At 57.7% G+C, this 24,197-nt stretch carries 29 protein-coding genes and 2 pseudogenes; 18 read left to right on the forward strand and 13 right to left on the reverse strand.

The features are described 5' to 3' along the window. Positions 1-5: 5 nt before the first annotated feature. The gene (benC, locus tag PMI18_RS26330; RefSeq protein WP_007895558.1) at positions 6-1,019 is read left to right on the forward strand and encodes a benzoate 1,2-dioxygenase electron transfer component BenC; all 1,014 of its coding nucleotides are present in this window, start codon (positions 6-8) and stop codon (positions 1,017-1,019) included. Positions 1,020-1,209: 190 nt separating this feature from the next. Then, on the forward strand, positions 1,210-1,983 hold the full coding sequence (locus PMI18_RS26325) for a 1,6-dihydroxycyclohexa-2,4-diene-1-carboxylate dehydrogenase (RefSeq protein ID WP_007895561.1): 774 nt from the start codon (positions 1,210-1,212) through the stop codon (positions 1,981-1,983). 43 nt (positions 1,984-2,026) lie between these two features. Here the strand turns inward: PMI18_RS26325 and PMI18_RS26320 are convergent, their stop codons facing one another. Beyond that, positions 2,027-2,389, reverse strand: a complete 363-nt coding sequence (locus tag PMI18_RS26320; protein ID WP_007895564.1) for an NUDIX hydrolase — start codon at positions 2,387-2,389, stop codon at positions 2,027-2,029. Between the two features lie 221 nt (positions 2,390-2,610). Between PMI18_RS26320 and PMI18_RS26315 the strand changes: the two genes are divergently transcribed. Further along, positions 2,611-2,814 carry an SPOR domain-containing protein gene (locus tag PMI18_RS26315; RefSeq protein ID WP_007895567.1) on the forward strand — a complete coding sequence of 68 codons (204 nt, stop codon included), beginning with the start codon at positions 2,611-2,613 and terminating at the stop codon, positions 2,812-2,814. A 70-nt stretch (positions 2,815-2,884) separates the two neighbouring features. Here PMI18_RS26315 and osmE read toward each other — a convergent pair whose 3' ends face one another. Continuing rightward, on the reverse strand, positions 2,885-3,247 hold the full coding sequence (gene osmE, locus PMI18_RS26310) for an osmotically-inducible lipoprotein OsmE (protein ID WP_007895571.1): 363 nt from the start codon (positions 3,245-3,247) through the stop codon (positions 2,885-2,887). Between the two features lie 11 nt (positions 3,248-3,258). Then, on the reverse strand, positions 3,259-3,498 hold the full coding sequence (locus PMI18_RS26305) for a hypothetical protein (RefSeq protein ID WP_007895573.1): 240 nt from the start codon (positions 3,496-3,498) through the stop codon (positions 3,259-3,261). 91 nt (positions 3,499-3,589) lie between these two features. On the opposite strand from PMI18_RS26305, the gene PMI18_RS26300 reads away from it, so the two are divergent. The 3 genes from PMI18_RS26300 (at position 3,590) to PMI18_RS26290 (ending at position 5,475) form a co-directional block, all read left to right on the forward strand. Next, complete coding sequence (locus tag PMI18_RS26300; protein WP_007895577.1) at positions 3,590-4,816, forward strand: RtcB family protein; 1,227 nt, start codon at positions 3,590-3,592, stop codon at positions 4,814-4,816. Between the two features lie 98 nt (positions 4,817-4,914). Beyond that, on the forward strand, positions 4,915-5,151 hold the full coding sequence (locus PMI18_RS26295) for a hypothetical protein (protein WP_007895580.1): 237 nt from the start codon (positions 4,915-4,917) through the stop codon (positions 5,149-5,151). Positions 5,152-5,244: 93 nt separating this feature from the next. Continuing rightward, a complete protein-coding gene (locus PMI18_RS26290) occupies positions 5,245-5,475 on the forward strand; it encodes a hypothetical protein (RefSeq protein ID WP_007895583.1) in 231 nt (76 codons plus the stop codon). 264 nt (positions 5,476-5,739) lie between these two features. On the opposite strand, the gene PMI18_RS31400 is transcribed toward PMI18_RS26290, so the two are convergent. Then, positions 5,740-5,934, reverse strand: a complete 195-nt coding sequence (locus tag PMI18_RS31400) for a hypothetical protein (protein WP_007895584.1) — start codon at positions 5,932-5,934, stop codon at positions 5,740-5,742. A 188-nt stretch (positions 5,935-6,122) separates the two neighbouring features. On the opposite strand from PMI18_RS31400, the gene PMI18_RS26280 reads away from it, so the two are divergent. From PMI18_RS26280 to PMI18_RS26270, 3 genes are all read left to right on the forward strand, one after another. Next, positions 6,123-6,317, forward strand: coding sequence for a hypothetical protein (locus PMI18_RS26280; protein WP_007895586.1), 195 nt, complete (start codon positions 6,123-6,125; stop codon positions 6,315-6,317). A 120-nt stretch (positions 6,318-6,437) separates the two neighbouring features. Beyond that, complete coding sequence (locus PMI18_RS26275) at positions 6,438-6,743, forward strand: hypothetical protein (protein ID WP_007895588.1); 306 nt, start codon at positions 6,438-6,440, stop codon at positions 6,741-6,743. 222 nt (positions 6,744-6,965) lie between these two features. Continuing rightward, positions 6,966-7,220 carry a hypothetical protein gene (locus PMI18_RS26270; RefSeq protein ID WP_007895590.1) on the forward strand — a complete coding sequence of 85 codons (255 nt, stop codon included), beginning with the start codon at positions 6,966-6,968 and terminating at the stop codon, positions 7,218-7,220. 195 nt (positions 7,221-7,415) lie between these two features. Here PMI18_RS26270 and PMI18_RS26265 read toward each other — a convergent pair whose 3' ends face one another. From PMI18_RS26265 to PMI18_RS31165, 9 genes are all read right to left on the reverse strand, one after another. Then, on the reverse strand, positions 7,416-7,829 hold the full coding sequence (locus PMI18_RS26265) for a CBS domain-containing protein (RefSeq protein ID WP_007895592.1): 414 nt from the start codon (positions 7,827-7,829) through the stop codon (positions 7,416-7,418). Between the two features lie 155 nt (positions 7,830-7,984). Further along, entirely contained in the window at positions 7,985-8,677 is a 693-nt protein-coding gene (locus PMI18_RS26260; protein ID WP_007895603.1) for an SOS response-associated peptidase family protein, read from the reverse strand. 66 nt (positions 8,678-8,743) lie between these two features. Next, positions 8,744-9,007 carry a hypothetical protein gene (locus tag PMI18_RS26255; RefSeq protein WP_007895606.1) on the reverse strand — a complete coding sequence of 88 codons (264 nt, stop codon included), beginning with the start codon at positions 9,005-9,007 and terminating at the stop codon, positions 8,744-8,746. Between the two features lie 188 nt (positions 9,008-9,195). Continuing rightward, positions 9,196-9,555 (reverse strand): hypothetical protein, encoded by a 360-nt coding sequence (locus tag PMI18_RS26250; RefSeq protein WP_007895608.1) that lies wholly within the window; start codon positions 9,553-9,555, stop codon positions 9,196-9,198. A 289-nt stretch (positions 9,556-9,844) separates the two neighbouring features. Beyond that, a complete protein-coding gene (locus PMI18_RS26245; protein WP_007895609.1) occupies positions 9,845-10,519 on the reverse strand; it encodes a polysaccharide lyase family 7 protein in 675 nt (224 codons plus the stop codon). A 291-nt stretch (positions 10,520-10,810) separates the two neighbouring features. After that, the gene (locus PMI18_RS26240) at positions 10,811-11,356 is read right to left on the reverse strand and encodes a DUF4410 domain-containing protein (RefSeq protein ID WP_007895611.1); all 546 of its coding nucleotides are present in this window, start codon (positions 11,354-11,356) and stop codon (positions 10,811-10,813) included. Between the two features lie 108 nt (positions 11,357-11,464). Further along, complete coding sequence (locus PMI18_RS26235) at positions 11,465-12,256, reverse strand: XRE family transcriptional regulator (RefSeq protein WP_007895615.1); 792 nt, start codon at positions 12,254-12,256, stop codon at positions 11,465-11,467. A 325-nt stretch (positions 12,257-12,581) separates the two neighbouring features. Then, entirely contained in the window at positions 12,582-12,782 is a 201-nt protein-coding gene (locus PMI18_RS26230; protein WP_007895617.1) for a hypothetical protein, read from the reverse strand. Next, positions 12,733-12,915: a hypothetical protein gene (locus PMI18_RS31165; RefSeq protein ID WP_007895620.1), complete on the reverse strand. Its 183-nt coding sequence runs from the start codon at positions 12,913-12,915 to the stop codon at positions 12,733-12,735. The genes PMI18_RS26230 and PMI18_RS31165 overlap by 50 nt, the downstream gene beginning before the upstream one ends. Positions 12,916-13,103: 188 nt before the next feature. Here PMI18_RS31165 and PMI18_RS0129270 point away from each other — a divergent pair, with 188 nt between their 5' ends. The 9 genes and pseudogenes from PMI18_RS0129270 to PMI18_RS26190 all read left to right on the forward strand — a co-directional run bounded on the left by PMI18_RS0129270 (position 13,104) and on the right by PMI18_RS26190 (position 24,170). Beyond that, a complete protein-coding gene (locus PMI18_RS0129270) occupies positions 13,104-13,493 on the forward strand; it encodes a hypothetical protein (RefSeq protein WP_033035760.1) in 390 nt (129 codons plus the stop codon). 396 nt (positions 13,494-13,889) lie between these two features. After that, positions 13,890-14,144: pseudogene (locus PMI18_RS30900) on the forward strand (enolase C-terminal domain-like protein); the annotation flags it as partial. A gap of 14 nt (positions 14,145-14,158) precedes the next feature. Next, positions 14,159-14,449 (forward strand): annotated as a pseudogene (locus tag PMI18_RS30905) (aldehyde dehydrogenase family protein); the annotation flags it as partial. 153 nt (positions 14,450-14,602) lie between these two features. Next, positions 14,603-17,878, forward strand: coding sequence for a non-ribosomal peptide synthetase (locus PMI18_RS26215; protein ID WP_007895639.1), 3,276 nt, complete (start codon positions 14,603-14,605; stop codon positions 17,876-17,878). A 45-nt stretch (positions 17,879-17,923) separates the two neighbouring features. After that, positions 17,924-19,588, forward strand: coding sequence for a cyclic peptide export ABC transporter (locus tag PMI18_RS26210; protein ID WP_007895642.1), 1,665 nt, complete (start codon positions 17,924-17,926; stop codon positions 19,586-19,588). A gap of 101 nt (positions 19,589-19,689) precedes the next feature. Further along, positions 19,690-21,918 carry a TonB-dependent siderophore receptor gene (locus PMI18_RS26205; RefSeq protein WP_007895645.1) on the forward strand — a complete coding sequence of 743 codons (2,229 nt, stop codon included), beginning with the start codon at positions 19,690-19,692 and terminating at the stop codon, positions 21,916-21,918. Between the two features lie 89 nt (positions 21,919-22,007). After that, entirely contained in the window at positions 22,008-22,319 is a 312-nt protein-coding gene (locus PMI18_RS26200) for a hypothetical protein (protein WP_007895648.1), read from the forward strand. Next, positions 22,319-23,866, forward strand: coding sequence for a PepSY-associated TM helix domain-containing protein (locus tag PMI18_RS26195; RefSeq protein WP_007895651.1), 1,548 nt, complete (start codon positions 22,319-22,321; stop codon positions 23,864-23,866). The genes PMI18_RS26200 and PMI18_RS26195 overlap by 1 nt, the downstream gene beginning before the upstream one ends. Continuing rightward, complete coding sequence (locus tag PMI18_RS26190; protein ID WP_007895663.1) at positions 23,859-24,170, forward strand: DUF3325 family protein; 312 nt, start codon at positions 23,859-23,861, stop codon at positions 24,168-24,170. Before PMI18_RS26195 ends, PMI18_RS26190 begins: the two co-directional genes overlap by 8 nt. Positions 24,171-24,197 lie beyond the last annotated feature (27 nt).

Genomic DNA, 24,197 nt, shown 5'->3' on the forward strand with positions numbered 1-24,197 from the left:
CCGTCATGACTCATTCCATTGCATTCAATTTCGAAGATGGCGTCACCCGATTCATCGACGCCAACGCCGGCGAAACCGTGGCCGATGCCGCGTATCGCCAAGGCATCAATATTCCACTGGACTGCCGCGACGGCGCTTGCGGCACCTGCAAGTGCTTCGCCGAGGCTGGCCGCTATGATTTGGGCGAGGACTACATCGAAGATGCGCTCAGCGCCGACGAAGCGCAGCAGGGTTTTGTCCTGACCTGCCAGATGCGGGCGCAGAGCGATTGCGTGGTGCGGGTGCCAGTTTCATCGGATGTCTGCCGCACCCGTCAGGCCAGTTATGACGCGACCATCAGCGCCGTGCGGCAGTTGTCCGACAGCACCATCGCGCTGTCGATCAAGGGCGAAGCCTTGAGCAAACTGGCGTTCCTGCCGGGGCAGTATGTGAACCTCGGGGTTCCCGGCAGCGAGCAGACTCGGGCTTATTCGTTCAGCTCGTTGCAGCGCGACGGCGAAGTCAGTTTTCTGATTCGCAACGTGCCCGGTGGCTTGATGAGCAGCTTCCTGACCGGCATGGCCAAGGCCGGCGACAGCATGAGCCTCGCCGGGCCTTTGGGCAGCTTCTATCTGCGCGACATCCGCCGTCCATTGTTGCTGCTGGCCGGTGGCACCGGTCTGGCACCGTTTACCGCGATGCTGGAAAAAATCGCCGAGCAGGGCAGTGAACATCCGCTGCATTTGATCTACGGCGTGACCAACGATTTCGACCTGGTGGAACTCGATCGACTCGAAGCCTTCGCCGCACGAATCCCGAACTTCAGCTTCAGTGCCTGCGTGGCCAATCCCGACAGCCGGCACCCGCTCAAGGGTTACGTGACCCAACACATCGAGCCACGGCATTTGAACGATGGCGACGTCGACGTCTACCTGTGCGGCCCGCCGCCGATGGTCGAAGCGGTCAGCCAGTTCATCCGCGAGCAAGGCATTGCGCCGGTGAACTTCTACTACGAAAAATTTGCCGCCAGCGCGGCCTGAGCCGTGCTGGGGGAGCGATGAAAATCCTGTGGGAGCGTGACTTGCCCGCGAAGAATGCACCGCGGTTTTTCAGGCATTACGCGTCATCGTTCTTCGCGGGCAAGCCACGCTCCCACAGGTTCTGCGTTTTAACTTACCTGGTTCGCTCCCACAGAACTAACTGGCCGGCATCCTTCGTCACGAGGTACACATGAACAGATTCCACGAAAAAGTCGCGCTGATTACCGGTGCCGCCCAAGGCATCGGCCGGCGCGTGGCTGAACGCATGGCCGCCGAAGGTGCGCGGCTGATTTTGGTCGACCGCTCCGATCTGGTGTTCGAACTCCAGAAGGAATTGGGGCAGAGCAGCCAGGTACTCGCCTTGACCGCCGACCTTGAGCAGTACAGCGAATGCAGGCGCGTTATGCGCACCGCTGTCGAACGTTTTGATCGCCTCGATGTGCTGGTCAATAACGTCGGCGGCACAATCTGGGCCAAGCCTTTCGAGCACTATGAAGAGCAGCAGATCGAAGCCGAAGTCCGCCGTTCGTTGTTCCCGACGCTGTGGTGTTGCCATGCCGCGCTGCCGTTCATGCTCGAACAAGGCAGTGGCGCCATTGTTAACGTTTCGTCTATTGCGACCCGTAGCGTCAATCGCGTGCCATACGGTGCGGCGAAGGGCGGGGTCAATGCGCTGACCGCATGCCTGGCGTTCGAAACGGCCGGTCGTGGCGTGCGGGTCAACGCGACCGCCCCCGGTGGCACCGAGGCGCCGCCGCGGCTGATCCCGCGCAATGCCGCGGAACAAAGCGCTCAGGAAAAGCTCTGGTACCAGCAGATTGTCGACCAGACCCTCGACAGCAGTTTGATGAAGCGCTATGGCACGCTGGATGAGCAGGCAAGCGCTATCCTGTTTCTGGCCAGCGACGAAGCCTCCTACATCACCGGGATGGTCATGCCGGTCGGTGGCGGCGATCTGGGCTGAAAAGCTTGCAGATGGCATCGGCTAAAGCCTGAATACCTGCGATCTACAAGCGGCGCTGAAACGCTTTGACGATTCTGAGCGTAGCGTCGCTTGTTTTCAGGTTCTGGACGGCGTCCAGCGGATGCCAGATGCAGTCATGGATTTCATTCTGTGGCCGAGCCTCTGCGATGTTTACGACCGACGCCTCGTAAACATGGTGCCGGGTGCTGGTCGTTTCCCATTCCATCAAGTACAGCATGTCATCGACCTCAAGCCCTGTTTCTTCATAGAGCTCTCGCATGGCCGCGCCCGCAGCGGTTTCGCCAGGCTCGACTTTTCCGCCGGGCAAGGTCCAGCGAGACTTGGGTTTGCGCACCAGGAGAATGTGCCGATCCTGCTCGCAAATGACGGTTGCACGTACTTTCATGGGTTACCCGACTGCTGCTTGTCACAAAACAGTCATAAAAATGCAATATTCAGACCGACATCCGAAGAAGTGTCTGCTTCAAGGGTTGGAGTCGACAGGGCGGCTGAAGGTGCAATGAACTGCCGGAATCCTGACGCGACGTCTGGCTGGCACTTCAGTGAAGGTCGGGTGTAAGGTAATTGAGTCGATCCAGGACTATCACTGCCGAAATGGAGGTGACTATGAGCGTTCCGATGCTGACCAAAATGCACATGAACGGCTACGACGTACTCAGCGTGAACAACGGCCCCTGGCGGGTGTGCACCAAAGGTGACCGGTTGGGAGCCTTTGGCAGCAGAGAGGAGGCGCTGGCTTATGCGGCTTCGCTTCCCGCCTACAGAGCCCGGTCGGGTAAAGCGTCGCGTAGCCACAAATCAGACAAATAGCGCGCTGAAGCCCAGGTACGCCGGGGCGTGGTAGCAGCTGCCGAGCCTGCGAGGCAGCTGCTACATGGGGTCAATACCCGCCGCCACCCATCCCGCCTGTGGAAGGGGAATATTCTCTGGCTTTTTGTTGGGCACGACTCCATTGCGCACAGGTCATGAAGCTTTTGTGGTCGACCTTGCCCAGCTTGTCGAAACTGACGTTGTACGGCTGCTGATGACCGGCCTGCGTCAGCTTGTAGTCAAAGCAGGTACCAGGTTCCACCGTGCGCTTGGTGATCGATAATGGCTGGCCGCCAATCTGCTGGACTTGCTCCTTGCTCATGCCAGTCTCGACCTTGGCGACCAGCGGTTGGTCTCGATAAATATGTGATTCCGTGGTGCAGCCACTTGACGCCGCCAGCACGGCGATCAGCGCGCATAGAGGCTTGTTCATGGCAGCGCTCTCTAGTGAACTTTCGTTCGAGTGATGGATTTTGCTTTCACTTCTTCAGCATAGCCCGCCAGTCGCTCTTCATCGCCCTGGAACAACGCGCACAGCCTTAGCGTTGCCTCTGCGTCCACATCATTGCCGGCCTGGCGCAACTGCTCGGCGATGCGCAAAAGCTCTACCGCCGACCACCTCAGGTCCGAGGCTACACCTTGCAGGTCGCGCCGAAGTTGCTGTTCATATTCGTTAAGCCACATGATGACCTCCTGCAATTCCCCGCTACGAAATAGTAGTCCCATTTACCTGTCTGGAGCGTTATGTTCGTCTGATCGCAAGAGAGTCGAAATCATGCAACAACCTGTCTACCAACTGCTGGAAGTCACCAACGGCAAGCCGATCAAACTCTGGACCGAGGGTGTGCCGGTTGAAAGCGAAGCCCGGCAACAATTGATCAATACCGCGAAGATGCCGTTCATCTTCAAGCATCTGGCGGTGATGCCGGATGTGCATCTGGGCAAAGGGTCCACCATCGGCAGTGTGATCCCCACCATGGGCGCGATCATTCCGGCGGCCGTAGGGGTGGACATCGGTTGCGGCATGATTGCCGCGCGCACGTCACTGACCGCCGCCGACTTGCCAGACAACCTGCACGGCCTGCGCAGCGCCATCGAAAAGGCCGTGCCTCATGGCCGCACGTTGAGCCGTGGCCGCCGCGATGAAGGCGCCTGGAATCACGTTCCACAGCAGGCCGATCAAGCCTGGGCGGCGCTGAGCTCACGGTTCAAGGCGATCACCGACAAATACCCGAAACTCGCCAGCACCAACAATCGTCATCACCTGGGCACCCTCGGTACCGGTAATCACTTCATCGAGGTCTGCCTGGACGAGGCCAATCGCGTCTGGTTCATGCTCCATAGCGGTTCTCGCGGCGTTGGCAATGCCATCGGGACCCTGTTCATTCAATTGGCCCAGGCGGACATGCGCCAGCACATCGCCAATCTGCCGGACCGCGATCTGGCCTATTTCAAGGAAGGCAGCCGGCATTTCGATGACTACGTCGAAGCGGTGGGCTGGGCTCAGGACTTCGCCCGGCAGAACCGCGCGTTGATGATGCAGGCGGTGATTCAGGCCGCGCGGCAAGTGATCCGCAAACCCTTCGAGGTCGCGCTGGAGGCTGTGAACTGTCACCACAATTACGTGCAGAAAGAGCGGCACTTCGGCGAAGACGTGCTGGTCACCCGCAAGGGCGCGGTGTCGGCGAAGAAGGGCGAACTGGGGATCATTCCCGGCTCCATGGGCGCCAAAAGCTTCATCGTTCGGGGGCTCGGTAACGAGCAATCGTTCTGTTCCTGCAGCCACGGTGCCGGTCGGACCATGAGCCGCACCAAAGCCAAAAATACCTTCACTGTCGCAGACCAGATCCGCGCGACCGCTCATGTGGAGTGCCGCAAGGATGCGGCGGTCATCGATGAGATTCCGATGGCTTACAAGGACATCGATAAAGTCATGTACGCCCAGCGAGATCTGGTGGAAGTAGTGCACACCTTGCGACAGGTGGTCTGCGTGAAGGGGTAGAGAGGGAACGGCTTCCATTGGTCGGGAACATTAACGCGAATGAACAGCTCTGCTGTCGTATTGAGGTAATGATTCATTCGCTAGGGAGGCTATCTCAAATGACGACTACCGATGATTTCAGACACCATGCGCATGAACTGATCGTTGACCTGGATGCGGCAACCACGGAAATGATGAAACTGATCTCGGCCCATCAGTTGAGCGGCGCGGAATGGGAGCGGGTCACGAAATGGCAGCATGAAGCGTACGAGCGATGGATGACGTACCTGAATGCGAGGTCGTATTCCGACTCCGGCTCGGGGGCCGAACCGGGGAAGGGCGAAGCCCCTGTATAGACCCGCGCCGTATGTCGCAGCCATATGTCGGAATCCAGGAACGGTCATTCCTGAAATAACTTCCAAGAGCAAACAGTCCCTGGGAGTTTGGCTATGAATGATGATCGCAAAAAGGCAGCCCTCGATGCCTGGTACCGGCTCTTGAGAGAACCGGAGGCCGGGATGGATTGTGAAGAACACTACGACAAATTGCTGAAAGCGGCGGATGAAATGGAGGGAGCCGGGCTCATCAACAACGCCGAATGGCGCGAGCTGGTGCGCGATGCTCGGGGAGCTTTTTCCATTGCAATCGATGGTGTCGGAAGTGGAGCAGTCAGCAGATGACTTAAAAATAGTGTGGATATTTAATGAGTTAAGAGATTTAGTAACTGGATAGTGAGTCAGAATATCTTGTTACAAGTCGCACGATTGGGTAATATCGCCCCCGCGTTCACCACCACGGTTTATGCATTTTTAAAGCCCAGGCGTCCATCAGCTGCCTGGGCTTTTTTTTGTCTGGAATTTGGAATGGCTTATGCGCGCGCTGCCGGCAGAGAGCCAGCAGCGTCGATGATGAGCGTGATGGACAAACGTTATTGATGCCTGTCGTTACCCGACTGGATCAGCCTTGCGCCGATCGCTGCCGGACGGGTTGCCAGTGTCAAGAAGCCTCCTTTCTACCAGGACATTTTGCAGGGCCTGGCGTGCCGAAGGGCTTAACTGATCTTCTCTCTCCTTGAGTTCGAGCAAGATGGGGTTGGACCATCCACGATAGGTTTGCTCGGAAATTCGAGTAGATGTCATCGATCTCTCCTTTGATGAATCGCCCGACAACACAGTGGGCGAAGTCCTGTGCGCTAAAAATCCTAGTTGAGGAAACGACTTGTCGCCAGTGAGCGGATTGCAATGAGGTGCCGATCATCCTTCGCGACGCGGGTAGTCCACGATTCGGGCGTAAACTAAAGAGGCTACCTCACCAAAAGGAGCCGCATATGATCGCCGACCAAATGAATAGACAGGAGTCGGAGCAAGGCGCTGTTTGGGATCAATACTTCTGTGCCGCGTTGATTGCCGAAAGCAATCTGACGGCACCGGTGGTAGGAGAAGCCACCCACGAAGACAGGCAGAATCTGTTAATCCAAAGGGCCAAAGCACTCGCCGATAAGATGCTGGAAAACAGAAGATAACCGGAGCCCAGCCATTGCGCTGGGCTCTTCACTTTCTGAGATTCTTATCTTTGTGCCAAGTGAACGCTCCCTGGTCGCGGATCGTCTACAGTTGGTAATTCATGGATACGGAGATCGAACATGAAGTGCCTAATCTGTCAGGCTGCCTCTAATGCTGTTCACGCGGCTGGAGACTGGTCAGAAGTCAAATGCTCGGCCGGATGTGGACGCTACAAGGTCTCGGCGAACCTTATGGCGAAAATGAAACTCAAGAACGAATTCTTTGATATCGAACGCACAAGACGATGGCTTGAGATGTCCCGAATCGATGAGCCGGTGCCCTTGATATCCACCTATGACTACCACGTTGCCTTATTGCATCGCGACACCGAGGAGAGGTCGGTCATCGCGCCGATTCGCGCCAGGCAGCCGTTGACTTCGGATTAGGATCCGTCCCCCAATGCTGACGAAGGCTCTGTAGGAGCTGCCAAAGGCTGCTCCTACAGAGGCTCACGCAGGTATTGCTCGATCTATCGACAAAAAACAAGCAACCTCCATGGATAGCCCCTGTCGATATCAACATGTCCCGCTATTCGTCATCGCACCTACCCAGGTTGTCAGCATTTATGGCGGGCTGAAAGCGGCTAACTGAATGATCAGGAGGTGGCTATGCACTGTCCGCTTTGTGGAAACACTAATGCGCTGGAAGATCTTTCGTTCGGGGGCGGCTTGCGCATTTATTGTGAGCCGTGCGGTGGTTTCTATCGGATTTCAACAACCCTGAATGCCTTGGCCGACGGAAAAACCTATGACACCGAGCGCACTCGAGCCCGACTGAAAAAGAAGCGTGAAACTGACAAGTTGGAAGACCAGGAGCCGGCGCTAGGCGCGGAGGACAAGGACCTGCTCATCGAGCCAAACTGATGTGTTCTGCAATAAGCATGGGACCCAGCGAACGACGCACTGGGTGTGGGAAGGTTATCTCGGCGAGACAGTTGCGGCGGATGTGTGCACAAGGACTCGCCTGACCCTGAAGCCGGGTTTCGAACGGATTCCAGGTCAGGCGAGCGTCCCAGATCCATGCGAGCTTTAATCCTGATGAACACTTAAGCGGCCCGGTCAATGAGCCTGTGCCACTCCGCGCAAAACCGTAGCAGCGGCGGATTGAGATCGAGTGCTGGCAATGTTTCCCAGCGATACGACGCCAACCAGACGCTTGTCTCGGCTGAGCACGGGCAGGCGACGCAGTTGCACGTCCGCCATGTTTTTTGCCACATGCTCTATGTCTTCATCCTCAAAGCAATAGCGGATGCCGCCAGTCATTACTTTACTGATAGGGGTTTTGCCGGGGAGTCCTTCGGCTACGGCCCTGATGGCTATATCCCGATCCGTGATCATGCCAATCAGACGCTCTTGCTCCTCAACCATGATGGCGCCGCTATCGATCCTGGCCATCATGTTCGCGGCCTCCTGGATCGTCTGGCTTGGTTTGGCTGTTAAAACATCTTTCGTCATAACTTCCGAAATCTTCATGAAAAGACTCCTTTAAAGTGATGCTTCAGTGATTAAGGGCTGCCAATTTTTTCGACTTGGAGGGGAAGTGCGGGTTCAGATTGTTTTATCCCCGCTCGTCATGGTCGCGGGGCGTCACTGGGGATTCATACACGCGGGGTGAGTCTGGGGGCGAGTCATTTGCTCAGGTCGTCGATAGGGTCTATCAGTTCTGAGCCCTGGTTCCTCACATTGCCCACGGCCATGTCCACTTTGAACCATTCGAAGACGTCGCAAGGTTCGCGTTGCTGCAGGAGTATCTGCTCGGCGCGCTCCTTGGGCGTGTAGGGATCAATCCACTCCCGGGCCAGTTCGGGACTGAGCGTCACAGGCCGACGGTCATGAATATCCACCATGCCGCCTTCACTGTCCGCGGTGATGATCACGAAGCCGTCATGCTCGTCCGGCTCCTTTTCGTACCTTGGATACTGACCAATGGCGGCGCACAGGATCGGCGCGCGATCCTTGCGACGGATCAGGTAAGGCTGTTTCTTCGGACCGCCCTCGTAAACCCATTCAAACCAGTTGTCGATGGCAATGATTGCCCGGTGCGGCCATATTTCCTTGAAGAATGGGTCGTGGGCGACTTTCTCAACCCTGGCGTTGATCGGTGTCGCGTGATCCCTGGCCCAGTGCGGTCGCCAGCCCCAACGAATCCTGTCGGCGTGCAGCATGCCGCTTTCCTCGTGGAACAGGGCGAGCTGAGTCGACGGCGCGGCGTTGTAGAGCTCGAGCGGCAGATCGCCAGCATTGTTGACCAGGGCGTTGGGCATACTCAGCGCCGCCACGAACTCGTGAATGCCTCGATACTGCGAAAGTCGTCCGCACATGGCTGAGCCCTCATGCTTAAGCCCATCACTGGGGGCGTACCCCGAGCAGCCGAAGTCGGATGGGGGTCAATGAACCGCCGAGGACCTGGGAACCGCGACGTGATCAAATCTGGAAATCTCTTTGATCCAGAAACGACGATATTTAGTCTGGTCTGGCGACAGCGGTTTGTGATTTGACCAGGGATGCTCGGTTTTCAAGCTGGCGCGGTACACCTCCCACTCCTTCTCCTCGGCCACTTCCTTGGCCCTTTTCTCATCATCGAACCAGCCAAGTACATAAACTTCGCCCTGATCCATTCCATGTTCGATCAGCAGATAGATATCTTTCATAAGCTTGAACCCACAACTACACGTTCTGAAATCCCCTGATACCGGGGCATTGTTTTGACTATCGGCAGGTACTTTCGATTATTGAGTATTGTCGATCAATGGCGCGAAGTCGAACTTGTGTCCGATAGCCTGGCTGATCGCGCCGCACAGGATCGGTGCCGCGCGATCCTTGGCCCGTAGTCCCCCAGTTAACCCGATGGCTTGTCACGCTGGCGAAATCGCTGGGCGCGCTCGACACAGTGGGTCATCTGTGCCGCCGCATGAACGGTCAAGGGGTGCTGGGTAAAACCGGGTCGGGGGGAAATGTAGTCGGCCATTTCCCGGGCAATGGAGAGCTGACGCTCCGAGCCTTCTGCCAGCAGCGCGATGACCAGATTTTCCAGGGCAATCACCCGGACACGCAAGTGAACCAGTTCGGCGTTGGTCAAGGCGGGCGGGGCGGTAAACGCGTCGCCATCGATGGATGTTGCGGCGTTTTGATCGTCCCATGTCGACAGGGTTGGATGGTCTGGTGCCCCAACGCTTGGGAAAGGATTTTTATTGAGCATGAGCGGCGACTCCTAGTCTGTTCAGCCGTTAGAAGCTTAGCTGCAGGATTGCGATGGAGGAGGGCAGTCGCTCTATACGGCACCTGCCTGGCGACTGGGGGCCTTGATGCGGTCAATTACTACAGACAAGGGGGGTGGATGACTTCCAAACTGCCCGCAAAGAGTTGATCCGCTTTTCGTGGGAACCAGCGGTGCGGCGATCCGACTTGCCGGCGAAGGCGCTCTTAAGGACCTCTTCGCCGGCAAGTCGGATCGCCGCACCGCTGGCTCCTACAGGTCCGATTTAATATCAAGCGTGGGTGATGGAAAGGTTGCTGATGATGCACACCGAACCGTCTTCGGGGTCGGTGGTGTCGGAGTAATCGATCTGGTTGTACACACCGCCGTGGAAGGCCAGCGTTTTCGTGTCCCAGGTGTTGTCGAGGCGCATGATTGCGGAGGTCGATTTGACCCCGTTACAGCTCGCCGAAACGGAGACAGCGCCGCTCGAATTGGCGTGAATGTTGATTTTGAACAGTGCACCGAGCGGCACGTCTTCCAGAACCGTTATGTTCACCGGGTCTTCTTGAAGATAACTCGATCGGAACCCCATGGTGATTCGGCCTTTGTTCCAAAACACTTTCACCGGTGGTCGCTCTGAACCCTGCACATGAATCTGGCCGATCACGACCTTCTGCAGCGAGTTGACTTTCGTCAGGCGCATTTCTTGTCGATTCCAGTGGTCAGCAGCGCTGGCGAACAGCCAATAACCCGGCTCTTTCCACTCGCAGCGGGTACGGTGCGTGCTTTTGCTCGAAGCGCCGAGCGTCGGCGCCGTCATTTGCAGCGAGCCATCTGGAAGCATCGAAATGATTTCCGGACATTCAAGCAGTGCCCTCCAGCCGATGAGCTCAAGTGCGATGGGGTTGGTGTCGGAGATAGGAAGCGGTGTAGCGATTGTGTAGTTGCTGATATCTACGGTCATGGTCATTTTCCTTAATTCATTGATGTCACCTTTTGCTCCGTTGAGCCTTGCGCTTTTGATGTAGGCCTACATCCCACTGCCCACTCGATGAATGGGCAGAAGTGATGCTTTCGTTGTTGCTCGCGCCGCTTCCGGGGTATTGAATGTAAAAGTAGCAGTGCTTATATATTGTGTAAACAGCGCTGCTAATAATATTTTGATTAAGCGTAAAAAAACCCGCGTTAGGCGGGTTTTCGATGCTTCGGCTTTTTAGCTGCAACCTCAAACACATGTCGAGCGCGCCGCGCCGGGTTATTTCGCCTTGGCGTTTTTAATGTCGCTTATGATTTGCTGCGCAATAGCTTCAACCTGCTCTTTGGTCATGGCTGACATGACACCTTCCCACGCAGACGATGACGTGTCATAGGTCCGGGTGCCAATCAGGCGGCCCGACTTCAAGTCTGAGTAATCTGCGCTTGAGTTGACCCAGGCGTTACCGACCATCACGCCCGCGCCGTAGCGCGCACCTGGCGTCAGGTATCGAAAGTTGGTCACGTTGATCTTGATGTCCACACCGTCTTTGCCAGACGGGCTTAATGCCTGATTCTCAGTAAGGCTGTAGCCCGCTCGAGTAGCTTCGTTTTGCAGGGCCGCATTCCATTCCTGTTTTAAGCGAGGCCAGTCTTCGTTTTGCAGAACCTTGCTATTCCCTTGGAAATTTACGACCAGGTTTTGCTTGGCTGATTCCTGGATAGCCAGCGTTTCAGTGCCGCCGCTTTTAACGGAAGCAGCACAGCCGCTCAGCAGCGAGATGGCAATGGCGCATGACAGGGAGAACAAAAGCTTAGGGTTTTTCATTGAATTTCCGTATCCATAAAGAGTGGGTTGCTTTCATACAAATGCTGACCGTCGCCAGTCCGGGCACATCATTGCGTCTACATCGCCCACCGGGCATGTGAACGTCGATCAGCGGGCAAACATCCCCCACCAGAACACGTGGCCCAGAATCACGATTTGCTGTTCCTGGATTTCTGCAAAGGTGTAGTCCTCATCCGGGTGCTCGTCACGATTGAAGCTGCGCAGGCGGATGCCTGTCGGTAGGCGGTAAACCTGCTTCACCCGCAGCTGACCGTTGTGGTTGATGGCGTACATGTCGCCGTCAACGATATCGCCCAGTGAACTCTTGCCGACGTTAATGCCTACGGTTGCGCCGTCACGCAGCACTGGCAGCATGCTGTTGCCGCTGACAACCACGCACTTCGCGTTGCTGAACTGAACGCCGTTATGGCGAAGGTCCTTCTTGAAAAAGCGCAGCCGGGCGCTGTCGCTTTCCTCAATCACGAAACGGCCTGATCCGGCCGCAAGTTCCACTTCGCGCAGGAAGGGAACGTAGACCTCATCGTCATCCAGGGGGGTGTCGTCATCCCAAGGCTGGATGTCCGACATCAATACGCTTGGCTGAATGCGCTCGGAAGACTGGACGCTGGCAATGGTCGAGATCAGGCGTGGGCTCACTTCGCTGGCATCGAAGCGCAAGGCTTTTGCCAGTTTCAGGAGTGCCTCGACGTTCAGTGGAACCTTGCCGGTTGCGTACTGACTGAAGGCGCTTTGGCCAGACCAGCCGCAAGCCTCAGCGACGTCCGCTTGAGTGAGATTTGATCCAGCCGCTTTGGCAGCAGACTTTCGCTGGTCGTAAATAGCCTTGAGCCTGGTGCTCTCGGCGACTTCTTCAGGGGTAAGAGGGCGGCGTGTTTTCATGGCGACAAGAATATTAGCAGAACTGATATTTCTGCAAGTAGTGCTACTAGTAATCCGGTCTGGACTCGACGATGGATGCTTATTAATTTGTTTGTATGCTTTCGAAGCCGTACAACCTCAGGGGCCGGTAACGAATTCAGCCGCGCGTGCCATAGAACTGGTTCAGGGCTATCAGTTCAAAAACAGCCACCAGCACGCAGAATGCAACAAAGCCGCGCGTGAATACCCTGCGAGGGCAAGAAGGTTGGATAAAAACTCGAGCAGCCCCATCAGCTATCAAGCTCGCTGTTTATACACCCAGCTTTTAGCCCGGGACGTGTACGTTTCAATGAAGAACCCTGCGGCTCTCTCCAATCCTGATCCGATCAAGCGCCCGGTTTAACGCATCCAAGGCATCGAGGAGGGCTTTCGCCTCAGCTTCCCGACCATCGCCCCAGAGGCGTTCAGCCATTTTGTTCAGCGCCTGGATAGAGCGCTCAATGTCGGCAGCAGTCGCTGCTTTGCTTTCCTGATGTTTCTTTGGCATTGATCAACCCTTCTTCAGGGCATTGCTTCATCAGCTTCAGCGTGAATACATCGCCCACCATAACACGTGGTCCGATGATGCTGATCTGCTGATCCTGGATCTGTTGGAAGGTGTAGTGCTGAGCGGCTGCCATCAATTCATCAATCCTCTGATCTGCGACGTTCAGACGCTGCTGCAGCGCGTTGATCTTCAGTTGCTATGATCGACGAGTAGAAGGCTTCTGCTATTTGGCTGACTTTGAAAGGGGGAGGGAGTTGTTGCTGTTCTTTGCTGGTGTGTTACAAAGCCTGCACTTCACAAGCCGTGAAAGGATGCTTCGCTGTGGGTCGTAATTTTCTTTTTGTTTTGTTGTTGCCGCTGGGCTCAGCGTCTGCGTACGAGCTTGAGAAAGCTGTAGATGTTCTGTCGCACGAACTCACTGACTGTGCTGGGTTCTATTTAATCTCAGCTGGACGTGTTCGGGCGCAGCAACCGGAATTGGCTGAGCAGAACAAGCAAGCAGCGGTGAACGCTCTGGCCTATTCGAACGCGCTCACCGATGTTGAGACGACTCGAGCCAGATCTGAGGCGGCGCTTGTATCGATGGTCGGCGATTTGAAAAGTGGTGCTGTGAGCTTTCCTGCACTCTCAGCCAAATATGCGGATCAATGCGCTCAGACCGTGGCTAACCCGGAGAAGCGAGCGGATTACTTACAGAAAAAGCAGGATTGATCATTCTGCAATTTCCATCGATACCAGATATCGGGCATTCACAACTGTCATACCGAGGCGTTCAGCGATCAACACTTCGAGGCGAGCGCCCATTTAATGCTCCCAGCCAGGGAGCGTCGCCACGGTGTCACAGTTCACCAGGGCGGCGATGTCGCGGCGCATACAGTCGTTCCAGGAACCGTCGTCAGGGTTGAACTTGCTTGGGCAATCTTTACAGTATTTAGGCTGCCAGTCGGTCAGTGACTGCCGATGACGTGGGCCATACCTTTCTTGAAAGAGTTGATTCAGATTGTCGGCATGTCTGCGGTTATTTGCAGCTGATGTTCAGTTTTCACTGTACTGATGAAGGCTTGCGTGGCTGATGACATGATCCGATGATGCCGGGTGATCAGGCCGAACGGCGGCGAGCATGAGTTCACCTCCTACGGCTTCAAAGACCTGCTGGAACGCCGCGCCATCGATGTGATCCAGTACGACACCAACCGCGTTGGCGGCATCATTGCCGCGCGCAAGATCAACGCCCTGGCCGAAGCCTGGTCGGTGCCGGTGATTCCGCACGCCGGACAGATGCACAACTATCACCTGACCATGTCCACCACCGCTTCGCCAATGGCTGAGTTCTTCCCGGTGTTCGAGGTCGAGGTCGGCAGCTTGGACACAACGACATCGGTGGTGGCCGCAGCGCCAACGGCACGCTGCAACTGCAAAGTCTGGATGCAAGCACTGGTGACGCATTGCCCGGTACTTTCTTCCAGGCCACCGAAGCCGAAGTGGATGCCGCTGCCAAAGCCGCTGCGCTGGCCTATCCGGTGTATCGCAACCTGAGCGCGGAGAAGCGCGCCAGGTTCCTTGACGCCATTGCCGATGAAATCGATGCGCTGGGGGAGGATTTCGTCGCCACCGTGTGCCGCGAAACGGCATTGCCTACCGGGCGGATGCAGGGCGAAAGAGGGCGCGGCTGGCTCGGTGACGTCTGTCAGCAGGGTTTAGTGATCTGAGCTGCAAATGAGCATGAAAACCTTTCGTTGCAATTGACATTAATTATCATTGGCACCTAGTATTCATTCCCCTTTGTGCCGGTCGGACCGTATAAGGATATAGAAGCGCCGATGAAAGACTTTGATGATGCTTTGCTTGCCTTGCTCCAGGATGACGAATTACAGCTGCCAGACAGCCTCCAAAGGCAGTCAGGTGGTGGGCCGCAAGTCCTTTCCTTCGCTCAGCAGCGTCTCTGGTTCCTGCAACGCCTGGAACCGAATGCCACGGCTTACAACCTGTCTCGTGCTTTTCTGTTCGCGGGTACCTTGAATATCTCTGCATTGCGCCTGGCATTCGAGGCGCTGATCAAGCGACATGGGGTATTGCGCACACGATTTATCGAAGTCGATGGCGAGCCTCGGCAGGAGCTGCTGGATGATGTGGTGTTCGTCATGCAAGAGCGTGAGGTGCCTGGAGTCGATCGCGCCTCACGGCATGAGCATCTGGCGTCGTTGCTGGCGATTGAGGATCAGTCGGCGTTTATTCTTTCCCAGGCGCCCCTGCTCGAGGTCAAGCTGATTCGCTACGACGAATTCAGCCACGCTCTTCTCTTGAAAATGCATCACATCGTGACTGACGCCTGGTCCAATCCGATTCTCGTGCGCGACCTGGCAACGGCGTACAGCCAAGCCATCCGAGATGAAGCCCCGACGCTGCCCCCATTGCCCGTGCAATATGTGGACTACGCGGTTTGGCAGCGTCGTCGCTTGCACACTGACGTGGTGCAGGCTGATCTTGAGTACTGGAAAAACTATCTCGGCGCGTCGGTACCGGTGTTGGAATTGCCCACCGATTTTCCGCGCCCCGCGCAGCAAAGTCAGCGCGGACAACGGCTTCGGTTCGCACTGGACGATGTGCAGTCTGCCCGGATCCACGCGTTCTGTCGCGATTATGCATCGACCCCTTTTGTCATCCTCCTGGCGGCCTGGCAGCTGCTGTTGGCGCGCTATAGCGGCCAACAGACATTTGCCGTGGGCGTTCCCCACGGCGGGCGCAGCCGTGAAGAACTGGAAGAGTTGCTGGGCTTTTTCGTAAATACGCTGGTTTATCGCGTTCAACTGGACCCGCAACTGACGGGCCGTGCGCTTTGCCGTCGTTTGCGCGGTGAGTCGCTGTCTGCACTGCAGCACGCCGAACTGCCGTTTGAGTTGCTGCTCGAGCATCTCGCGATCGAGCGTGACGTCAGCCGCACACCGGTGTTCCAGGCGATGTTCAACTTGAGTACAGGGGCGGCAGTCAACCTTGCGTTACCCGGGCTTGAGGTCGAACGTGTATTGCCGACGCAAGACAGCGCCAAATTCGATCTCACCCTGGACGTAGCGGTTCGACCAGACGGTGTGTATTGCGAGCTGGAATACAACCTGGACCTGTTCTCGCCTGCCACCGCCGAGCGTCTCGCCGGACTTTATCGTCACCTCCTGAATGGTTTGTTGACCCAACCAGATGTGCCGGTCTGGCATCTGCCGATGCTTGATGAGGTTCAGCGCTTGCAGCAGCTGGATACCTGGAACCGGACTGAGCGAACACTGTTACCGAATCAGGACATGCTGGGCTTGTTCGAGCGTCAGGTCAGTGCCGATCCTGATCGCTGCGCGTTGATCAGCGGCGAGCAACAGTTGAGCTACGCAGTGCTCAACGCCCGTGCCAATCGACTGGCCCATTGGCTGAGAGCGGCCGGTGTTGTCGGGGATCAACGGGTAGGCGTTTGCCTGGATCGCGAAGCTGATTTGCTCGTGACATTGCTGGCCATTCAGAAAAGCGGCGGCGCCTATCTGCCAATCGACCCCGGACAACCAGCGGCACGCAATGCCGATATCATCGAGCAAGCCCGACCGGGCCTGGTGCTGACCCGTGAGGCTCTGCGGGGCGTCGTCGGTTCCTCCGCGCGGGTGGTCACCCTCGAAACGCTGGCCGATGCCTTGCCCGCGCTGCCCGATACCAACCTGGCGCTGGCCACTCATCCACGTCAACTGGCCTATACCCTTTACACCTCTGGCTCTACGGGACGACCCAAGGGCGTCGACATTGAACGCCAGGCGTTTATCAATTTTCTGCTGGGCATCCAGGAACATGTGCAACTGAGCGACGCCGATCGGCTCTTGGCGGTGACCACCCTGGGCTTTGATATCGCCGGGCTGGAGCTGTTCCTGCCGCTGATTCAGGGCGCGACGGTGGTATTGGCCAGTCGTGAAGCCAGCCTGGACCCACGGGCATTGATCGACTTGCTCGAGCGTCACGCCATCAGTGTCATGCAGGCGACACCTGCCACCTGGCAAATGCTGGTCGATCACGATTCACTCGCCTGGAAAGGGCTGCGAGTGCTCTGCGGTGGCGAAGCACTGGGGTCAGAACTGGCCGAACGCCTGCTGGCGCGCCAGGTCAGGCTGCTGAATGTCTATGGTCCCACGGAAACCACAGTATGGTCCGCGGTGCATGCGGTAGAACAGGTGGACAGTGCTGTCATCCCCATCGGACAGCCCTTGGCCAACAATCGCCTGTATGTCCTGGATGAGTTCCTCGAGCCCCAGCCGGTTGGCGTTGCAGGTGATCTATACATCGGCGGCAGTGGTGTCGCCCGAGGGTATGCCGATCGGCCTGAATTGACCGCCGCCTCATTTATCCCCAATCCATTTGTGCAGCCTCATGCGCCGGGCGTCCAGGCAGGCAGTCGGCTGTACAGGACCGGTGATCGCGCGCGTTATCGCAGTGACGGTTGCCTGGAGTTCCTGGGGCGCAGCGATTTTCAGGTCAAGCTGCGCGGCTTTCGCATCGAGCCAGGTGAGATCGAGGCGGCATTGTCCGCGTTGCCTGGCGTGGCGCAGGCGGTGGTGGTGTTGCGACGCGGCACCGGCGATCAGGACGTTCTGGTGGCGTATCTGTGCGGTGATATCACCGAGGTGGACAGCGCTGCCGTTGGGCAGCGACTGCGTGAACGGCTACCGGCCTACATGGTCCCGGGAGCGTTTGTCGTTCTGGCGAAGCTGCCACTCAATGCCAACGGCAAGATCGATCGCAAGGCGCTGCCGGAGCCTCTCTGGAGTGCAGGGGAGGCGGGGGAGGAGCCTGTAGGGCAGTGGCAGACAAGCCTCGCCGAAATCTGGAAAGAAGTGCTCGGGGTCTGGCCCATTGCATCCGATGCCGATCTGTTCCGATTGGGCGCCCAATCGCTGCAACTGGTCAGGATTCAGGCACGGATCAGGCACCAGTTTGGTTGTGAGGTCGCACTGGCGCAGTTGTTCGCTCACCCGGTGCTCAGTGATATGGCCGCGTTGATCGAGCAAGCCTGCGGTACACCTGAGGTTGATGAACTGACCGCTATTGAAAATCTGTTGCTGGCCTTCGAATAAACCATTCGATCCGCCGCACGCGTGTGCAGCCTGCGAGGAATTTGCATGACCCTGTTCTTATCTCTGCTCAAGCGTCACCGTACGTTGTTGAGTCTGGGCCTGCTGGCCAGCCTGGTCAGCGCCGCTGCCGGCATTGGACTGCTCAATGAGATCAATCGCCTGATTTCAGGCGCCGCCATCATGAATACGCTGCTGGCCGCGAAGTTTCTTGGCTTGCTGGTGCTGCTGTTTGCCTGCGGTTTCGGTTCTCAGGCCTTGTTGACCGCGCTGGGCCATCGAGTGGTTTACGAGTTGCGCTTGCAAATGGTCAAGCGCTTGCTGGACACCTCCATCGAACAACTGGAGAAAATCGGCGAAGCCAGTCTGTATGCGACCTTGAGCAAGGACATCGAAAGTATCGGGCAGGCCTTCAACCGCCTGCCGTTCGTGTTCTACAACACCGTCCTGATGCTCGGCGGCTGCCTGTACATGGCCTGGCTGTCCTGGCAGCTGTTGCTGATTTGCGTCGTCGGCTTGAGCCTGGGAACCTGGTTGGCCCATGGCTGGTTCACCAAGATGCGCCAGTTGATGAAGCGCGTACGGGAAACCGACGACCGCTTGTACGCCGCCTATCAGGGCGCGATCGAGGGGCGCTTCGAACTGGCACTCAATGCCCGGCGCAAGGAGCGTTTCTATGCACTGGATCTGCAGCCTGCCGCGGAATATGCACGGCGCAATGAAGTGCACGCCGATCGTTACTGGACCTTGAGCCTGAACTGGACGGTGACCCTGATCCTTGCACTGGCCGGTGGATTATTTGCTGCCGGAGCCTGGCTAGGTCTGAGCAATGGCATCATCGCCGCGTTTGTCCTGGTGCTGATGTTTTTGCGCATGCCACTGAATGACCTGATCGGCAGCCTGCCGACCCTGGTGGCGGGCAATGTCTCGCTGGCCAAGATCGAGACCCTGGCCTTTGCCGATTACCGTACCGAGTTCTCGACCCGGACCGGTCAGCCGGATGTCCGGCAGCCGATGCTCGAACTGCAGGGGCTAGGCTATGACTACCCCCAGGCTGGCGACGAGTACGGATTCCGTCTGGGACCCGTGGACCTGAGTGTCGCGAAGGGCGAGATCCTGTTCATCGTCGGGGGCAATGGCAGCGGCAAGTCGACCCTGGCCAAATTGTTGACCGGGCTGTATGAGCCCAGCACCGGCACCCTGCGGCTCCAAGGCGTGGAAATCACCCCTGAGTTGCGGGACTGGTATCGCGCACATTTCTCCACGGTGTTCTCCAGCTTCTATCTGTTCGAACGCCTGGTCGGTCCAAACGGTGACTTCGACATGAACCTGGCCCAGGCATGGCTTGAGCGTTTGCGCATGGAACGCAAGGTCACGATTGACGAGCAAGGTGGCCTTTCCACCACTCGCTTGTCCCAAGGGCAGCGCAAGCGACTGGCGCTGCTGGTGGCGTTGGTGGAGGAGCGGCCGATCCTTTTGCTTGATGAGTGGGCCGCTGACCAGGATCCCGGCTTCCGTGGTTTTTTCTATCAAGAGCTGCTGCCTGAGCTGAAGGCTCAGGGGAAAACCATTATCGCGATCAGTCATGACGATCGTTACTTCTCCATCGCCGATCGGGTCCTCAAATGCGATGGCGGTCAGCTGTATCCGTTCGATCATGCCGGGGCAGATGTCGGACAGCTTTCTGCGCAGGAGCATTGCGTTCCTGTTTGAACGGGTTTCTCTGCAGTGTTTCTTGGCGAGCAGTGGTTTTTGCACCACAACAATCAAAAAAATGATGGCCCCAGCAGGGGCCACACTTAGGAGCGAGCGGCATGCAACAACGGGGTAAAGGTCGGCCAACGGCCAAGATGGGGAATCTGCTGTTGGTGCCAATAGTGAGCGGGGGCATGTTGCTGACGCCGTCGGCATGGGCAGAAGAGAAAGAAGCCGGGCAGGCGTCAACCGAAACAACGAGCACCATGACGCTGCCCGAGCAGTCGATTGTGGGTATGCAGACCGAGGCGCCCACCGTGTCGGTGGGGACCAAGGTACCGTTGCGTCTTCGCGAAGTGCCGCAGACCATCAACGTGATCGGCCAGGAACGTATCCAGAAGCAGAACCTGTATACCCTCGAGGATGCCCTGGGCAAGGTCGGCGGTGTCACCGTGCAGCGTATCGACGCCAGCCGCTTGAGCTTTTTCTCCCGAGGCTTCGAGATCACCTCGTTGCAGCTGGACGGCACGCCGACCACCATGGACAACCGGATTTTCCTTTCACCTGATCTGACGATGTATGACCGCGTCGAAGTGCTCAAGGGACCGTCCGGCAGCCTGACAGGCGCCGGCGGCCCCGGCGGCAGTATCAATCTGGTGCGCAAACGCCCATTGGCCGAGGCGGCGGTATCGGCTGAAATCAGTGCCGGCTCTTGGGACGACTATCGGGGCATGGTCGACGTCACCGGCCCGTTGACCGACAGCGGCAACGTGCGTGGACGCGTTGTGCTCAGCGATCGCAAGCAAGGTTTCTACTACGACGGTGGCGGTAAACGCGAGTCGAACCAGATCTATGGCGTCGTCGACATTGACCTGACGCCAGACACCGTCTGGACCATCGGTGCAAGCAACCAGAATACCGATATCCAAGGCGCCCAGCGCTCCCTGCCGGCCTATCGCTACACCAATGCTGCCGGTGAAGCCGCCATGTCGCTGCCGGACGCGTCGCGCAAGAATTTCTACGGCGCAGACTGGAACCGCGATTACTTCTGGAGCACTGCGGTGTTCACCGAAGTCGAGCACCAGTTGGGTGACGGCTGGAAAACCAAACTGGCCTTGCGTCACGCCGACAACAACTATGACCTGACCCAGGCTTATGCGCGCAATGGTGGAGGGATCGACCCTGCCGACAATCTGGTGTCGATGAACTCGATCATGTTCGATTACCGGGAAAAGCAGGACGAGGCGGACCTGTACCTCGACGGGCCGTTCAACTTCCTCGGTCGTGAGCACAAACTGTTGGTAGGCGCCAACTATTCGCGCTCAGAGTTTGCTTCGAACGGTGGTTACTTCTCCGACTTCCTGGGCGATGTCGACCTCAACGATCCGCAGGTGGATTTCCCATTTCCCGCGTTCCCTGATTCGGACAAACTGCCGACCAGCGTGGCCAACACCCGCTCCAAAGCGGTCTATGGCAACCTGCGCCTGAGCCTTGCGGACCCATTGACGCTGGTGCTTGGCGGGCGGGTGACCTGGCTCGATATGCACCGCAGCCAGCATCAACCCACTGCAGGTTCGCCGTCGGAAAAGGTCGGTGATAGCGTTTCGCAAAAGTTCACGCCGTTTTATGGCTTGATCTATGAACTCAACGACACCTACTCGCTGTACGGCAACTACGCCGGGGTGTTCCAGCCGCAGCCCATCAGCAACCTGGACATCAACAACAACATCATCAAGCCGCGTGAAGGCGAGCAGTACGAGCTGGGCATCAAGGGTGAATTCCTCGACGGTGCTTTGAACGCGTCGCTGGCGGCGTTCCAGATCGAAGAAGAGAACCGTGCGGTTCCGGACATGAACGACCCGAACTCCCGGGCCATGGTCGCCAGCGGCAAGGCCAGAACCCGTGGTTTCGAAGCTGAATTGAGTGGGCAGTTGACGCCGGACTGGTTCCTGACCGCCAACTTCACCCACACCTACAAACGCTATGACAGCCCCAACGAACAGCTGCAGACTTACCTGCCGAAAAACATGTTGCGCGTCTGGACGCTCTACAAGTTGCCAGGCGAGCTGGAAAAATGGAGCGTGCAGGGCGGCGTCAGTGTCGTCAGCGAAACCTTCAACAAACTGGATGTGCCTTCGCTCGACATGAACGGCACCAAACTGCGTCAGGGTGGTTATGCCTTGTACGATGCCGGTATCGGGTATCAGATCACGCCGAACCTGTCGGCTGACCTGCTGGGTACCAACCTGGCCGACAAGAAGTATTTCCAGCGTATCAACACCTTCCAAGACGGGAACATCTACGGTGACCCTCGGGCTGTGTCCATGACATTGCGCGCCAAGTTCTGATCGGGACGGCCTGAAACAAGCTCGGCATACTTCGGTATGCCGGGCTTTTGTCGTTATCGGGCAGCTACATGAGTGGTCAAGGAGGGTGGGTGAGGCATCGATCTGTAAAACAGAACAAAAAGCCGCTGGATCGACAGCGAGCGGTGTGGCTGGTGCTGGCGTTGTTGATCGGCTATCTGTTCATCTGGGCACTGACGACCCTGTCGGGGCTGAGTCTGTTGCAGCTGGGCCTGCAGCGAAGTGAAGCGGTGCTGATCAGCACGATGGCGGGTTTTGTGATCTACCCGTTATTGGTGCTCTGGTTATTCTGCGCCCGACGCGCAAGGCGCAATGGCGTGCTGGTGGCTGGCGCATCGATGCTGTTGCTCGGGATGGTTCATTATCTGGCGGGAGGAACCTGATGTTCGACAGTGCTCGTCAGTCCATGCTGTGGCTGCACCGGTTCATCGGTGTCGGTTTTTCAGGACTGTTACTGATTGCCTTTTTCATGGGCAGCCTGGCGGTGTATGACCGTGAGCTGGATAGCTGGATGCTGCCGCAAACCCGCCTGGCTCCTGTCGATGGGCCGATCTCCCTGGACCGGCGCGTGGTTCCTCATGTCGCGAGCTTGAGCGAGGGCAAACCGCTCATGCAGTGGTACGTCGAATTGCCCGATGCGCGTCGACCGCTGTTGCGTTTTCAAGCCTGGACCCTTGAGGGCGGTGGCTACAGTCGATTTCTCGCGCCGACGGGTGATCAGGTCTTGCCTGAAGCCGGCAGTCGCGGCGGTGATTTTTTCTATCGACTGCATTACACCTTGAACATAACCACCTGGAGCGCCGGTGCCCGCTTGCTCGGTCTGGCGGCCATGTTGGGGTTGATGGCGTTGATTGTCGGCGTTTGCATCCATGCCCGGCTGTTCCAGGATCTGTTTACCTTGCGCGTCGACAAATCGCCAAGGCGCTTACTGGACCTTCACAACCTCACGGGGGTTTTCGCCCTGCCTTTTCATTTCGTCATCATGCTGACCGGCTTGCTGATTCTGTTCCCGCTGTATTTGCCTGCCAGCGTCCTGGCGGTGTATCAGCAGCAGGCCGATCAGTTTGGTGCCGAAGCCAGCGCGGCGTATCGCCGGGAAGCTTCAGGCACACCGGGGCTTCTGGCGTCGCTCGATCAGATGATGGCGCAAGCCCGATTGCACTGGGGTAACGGTGAGCCTACGTTCGTCAGGGTCTGGCACCCGGGGGACGCCAATGCCTACGTTGAGATCAGTCGCTCTGCCGGTGACCGTCTAAGCAAGGATGAGCAGACCTTGTATTTCGACGGTGCCAGCGCCAGCCTGCTGCACGAATCTCGATTGCCTGCCGCCGCCGGGACCTTCAAGTTTCTGGCGGGTTTGCATGTCACACACTTTCAGCAGCCATGGTTGCGCGCCTTGTATTTTCTCGCCGGTTTGAGTGGTTGCGTGATGCTGGGCAGCGGTCTGCTGTACTGGCTGGAGAAGCGCCGCCTGCAGAGCGCCAATGGGCGGTGGGGCGTGGCGTCGATGACGCTGTTTACCTGCGCACTGATCACCGGGATGCCGCTGGCCACCTTGGCCATGCTCGTCGCCAATCGCTGGCTGCCGGTCGAACTGAGTGCGCGAGCCGATTGGGAAGTTCAGGTGTTCTACGGAGCCTGGCTGTTGGCGACCGCGCATGCCGCGCAGGCTGTCTGGCGCTCGCCGCAACGGCGCGCGCCGTGGGCTATGCACTGTCTGGCGATCAGTGTGTTGGCAGTGCTGGCGGTGATCTCCAATGCCTGGAGCACCGGCGATCATCCATGGCAAGCCATCAAGCAGGGCTTCACGGCAGTGGCGGGGGTGGACCTGGCGCTGTTAGCGGTTGCGCTGCTCGCGGCAAGCATTGGCTGGCGTTTTCGCAGTCGCGCTGGCGCAGTGGTTGCGCTCGGTGAGGTGAAGAATGGCTGATGGATTGTCGAGCCTGATGGTGTTGATGTTGCAGGGTGTGGGGCTCAGCACGCTGGCGCTGAGTCAGATCGTTCATTGGCGCAAAGTCATGGCGGGTGAACCATTCCCCGGACCCCGAGCGTTGCGCTGGGCCGCGCTACTGGCGTTGACCCTGGGGTTGGTGTTGAGCCAGGCCGTTCTGGGTGTCGCTATGGGCACGGTCTTCTGGTTTTTGGCGCTGGTGCCCTGCGGCATGGTCGTGACGCTGCTGCTGTGCTGGCGTGGTTCGTGGCTGCGCGGGTTGGGGCGCTTGTTCAGGGCTTGAGGCCGTGCGCAAGTTGGCAGGCCCCGG

The organism is Pseudomonas sp. GM102, assembly GCF_000282555.1.
Classification (GTDB): domain Bacteria; phylum Pseudomonadota; class Gammaproteobacteria; order Pseudomonadales; family Pseudomonadaceae; genus Aquipseudomonas.

What these genes read in the sequence shown, in the direction of transcription:
- PMI18_RS26315 (WP_007895567.1), top strand. Translation starts at nt 2,611, where the DNA reads ATGAGCGTTCCGATGCTGACCAAAATGCACATGAACGGCTACGACGTA.
- PMI18_RS26320 (WP_007895564.1), bottom strand. Translation starts at nt 2,389, where the DNA reads ATGAAAGTACGTGCAACCGTCATTTGCGAGCAGGATCGGCACATTCTC.
- PMI18_RS26255 (WP_007895606.1), bottom strand. Translation starts at nt 9,007, where the DNA reads ATGAAAGATATCTATCTGCTGATCGAACATGGAATGGATCAGGGCGAA.
- PMI18_RS26215 (WP_007895639.1), top strand. Translation starts at nt 14,603, where the DNA reads ATGAAAGACTTTGATGATGCTTTGCTTGCCTTGCTCCAGGATGACGAA.
- PMI18_RS26240 (WP_007895611.1), bottom strand. Translation starts at nt 11,356, where the DNA reads ATGAAAAACCCTAAGCTTTTGTTCTCCCTGTCATGCGCCATTGCCATC.
- PMI18_RS26210 (WP_007895642.1), top strand. Translation starts at nt 17,924, where the DNA reads ATGACCCTGTTCTTATCTCTGCTCAAGCGTCACCGTACGTTGTTGAGT.
- PMI18_RS26305 (WP_007895573.1), bottom strand. Translation starts at nt 3,498, where the DNA reads ATGTGGCTTAACGAATATGAACAGCAACTTCGGCGCGACCTGCAAGGT.
- PMI18_RS26235 (WP_007895615.1), bottom strand. Translation starts at nt 12,256, where the DNA reads ATGAAAACACGCCGCCCTCTTACCCCTGAAGAAGTCGCCGAGAGCACC.
- osmE (WP_007895571.1), bottom strand. Translation starts at nt 3,247, where the DNA reads ATGAACAAGCCTCTATGCGCGCTGATCGCCGTGCTGGCGGCGTCAAGT.
- PMI18_RS26260 (WP_007895603.1), bottom strand. Translation starts at nt 8,677, where the DNA reads ATGTGCGGACGACTTTCGCAGTATCGAGGCATTCACGAGTTCGTGGCG.
- PMI18_RS26295 (WP_007895580.1), top strand. Translation starts at nt 4,915, where the DNA reads ATGACGACTACCGATGATTTCAGACACCATGCGCATGAACTGATCGTT.
- PMI18_RS26250 (WP_007895608.1), bottom strand. Translation starts at nt 9,555, where the DNA reads ATGCTCAATAAAAATCCTTTCCCAAGCGTTGGGGCACCAGACCATCCA.
- PMI18_RS26300 (WP_007895577.1), top strand. Translation starts at nt 3,590, where the DNA reads ATGCAACAACCTGTCTACCAACTGCTGGAAGTCACCAACGGCAAGCCG.
- PMI18_RS26280 (WP_007895586.1), top strand. Translation starts at nt 6,123, where the DNA reads ATGATCGCCGACCAAATGAATAGACAGGAGTCGGAGCAAGGCGCTGTT.
- PMI18_RS26290 (WP_007895583.1), top strand. Translation starts at nt 5,245, where the DNA reads ATGAATGATGATCGCAAAAAGGCAGCCCTCGATGCCTGGTACCGGCTC.
- benC (WP_007895558.1), top strand. Translation starts at nt 6, where the DNA reads ATGACTCATTCCATTGCATTCAATTTCGAAGATGGCGTCACCCGATTC.
- PMI18_RS26325 (WP_007895561.1), top strand. Translation starts at nt 1,210, where the DNA reads ATGAACAGATTCCACGAAAAAGTCGCGCTGATTACCGGTGCCGCCCAA.
- PMI18_RS26275 (WP_007895588.1), top strand. Translation starts at nt 6,438, where the DNA reads ATGAAGTGCCTAATCTGTCAGGCTGCCTCTAATGCTGTTCACGCGGCT.
- PMI18_RS26195 (WP_007895651.1), top strand. Translation starts at nt 22,319, where the DNA reads ATGTTCGACAGTGCTCGTCAGTCCATGCTGTGGCTGCACCGGTTCATC.
- PMI18_RS26245 (WP_007895609.1), bottom strand. Translation starts at nt 10,519, where the DNA reads ATGACCGTAGATATCAGCAACTACACAATCGCTACACCGCTTCCTATC.
- PMI18_RS26205 (WP_007895645.1), top strand. Translation starts at nt 19,690, where the DNA reads ATGCAACAACGGGGTAAAGGTCGGCCAACGGCCAAGATGGGGAATCTG.
- PMI18_RS26190 (WP_007895663.1), top strand. Translation starts at nt 23,859, where the DNA reads ATGGCTGATGGATTGTCGAGCCTGATGGTGTTGATGTTGCAGGGTGTG.
- PMI18_RS31400 (WP_007895584.1), bottom strand. Translation starts at nt 5,934, where the DNA reads ATGACATCTACTCGAATTTCCGAGCAAACCTATCGTGGATGGTCCAAC.
- PMI18_RS26270 (WP_007895590.1), top strand. Translation starts at nt 6,966, where the DNA reads ATGCACTGTCCGCTTTGTGGAAACACTAATGCGCTGGAAGATCTTTCG.
- PMI18_RS26230 (WP_007895617.1), bottom strand. Translation starts at nt 12,782, where the DNA reads ATGCCAAAGAAACATCAGGAAAGCAAAGCAGCGACTGCTGCCGACATT.
- PMI18_RS31165 (WP_007895620.1), bottom strand. Translation starts at nt 12,915, where the DNA reads ATGGCAGCCGCTCAGCACTACACCTTCCAACAGATCCAGGATCAGCAG.
- PMI18_RS26265 (WP_007895592.1), bottom strand. Translation starts at nt 7,829, where the DNA reads ATGAAGATTTCGGAAGTTATGACGAAAGATGTTTTAACAGCCAAACCA.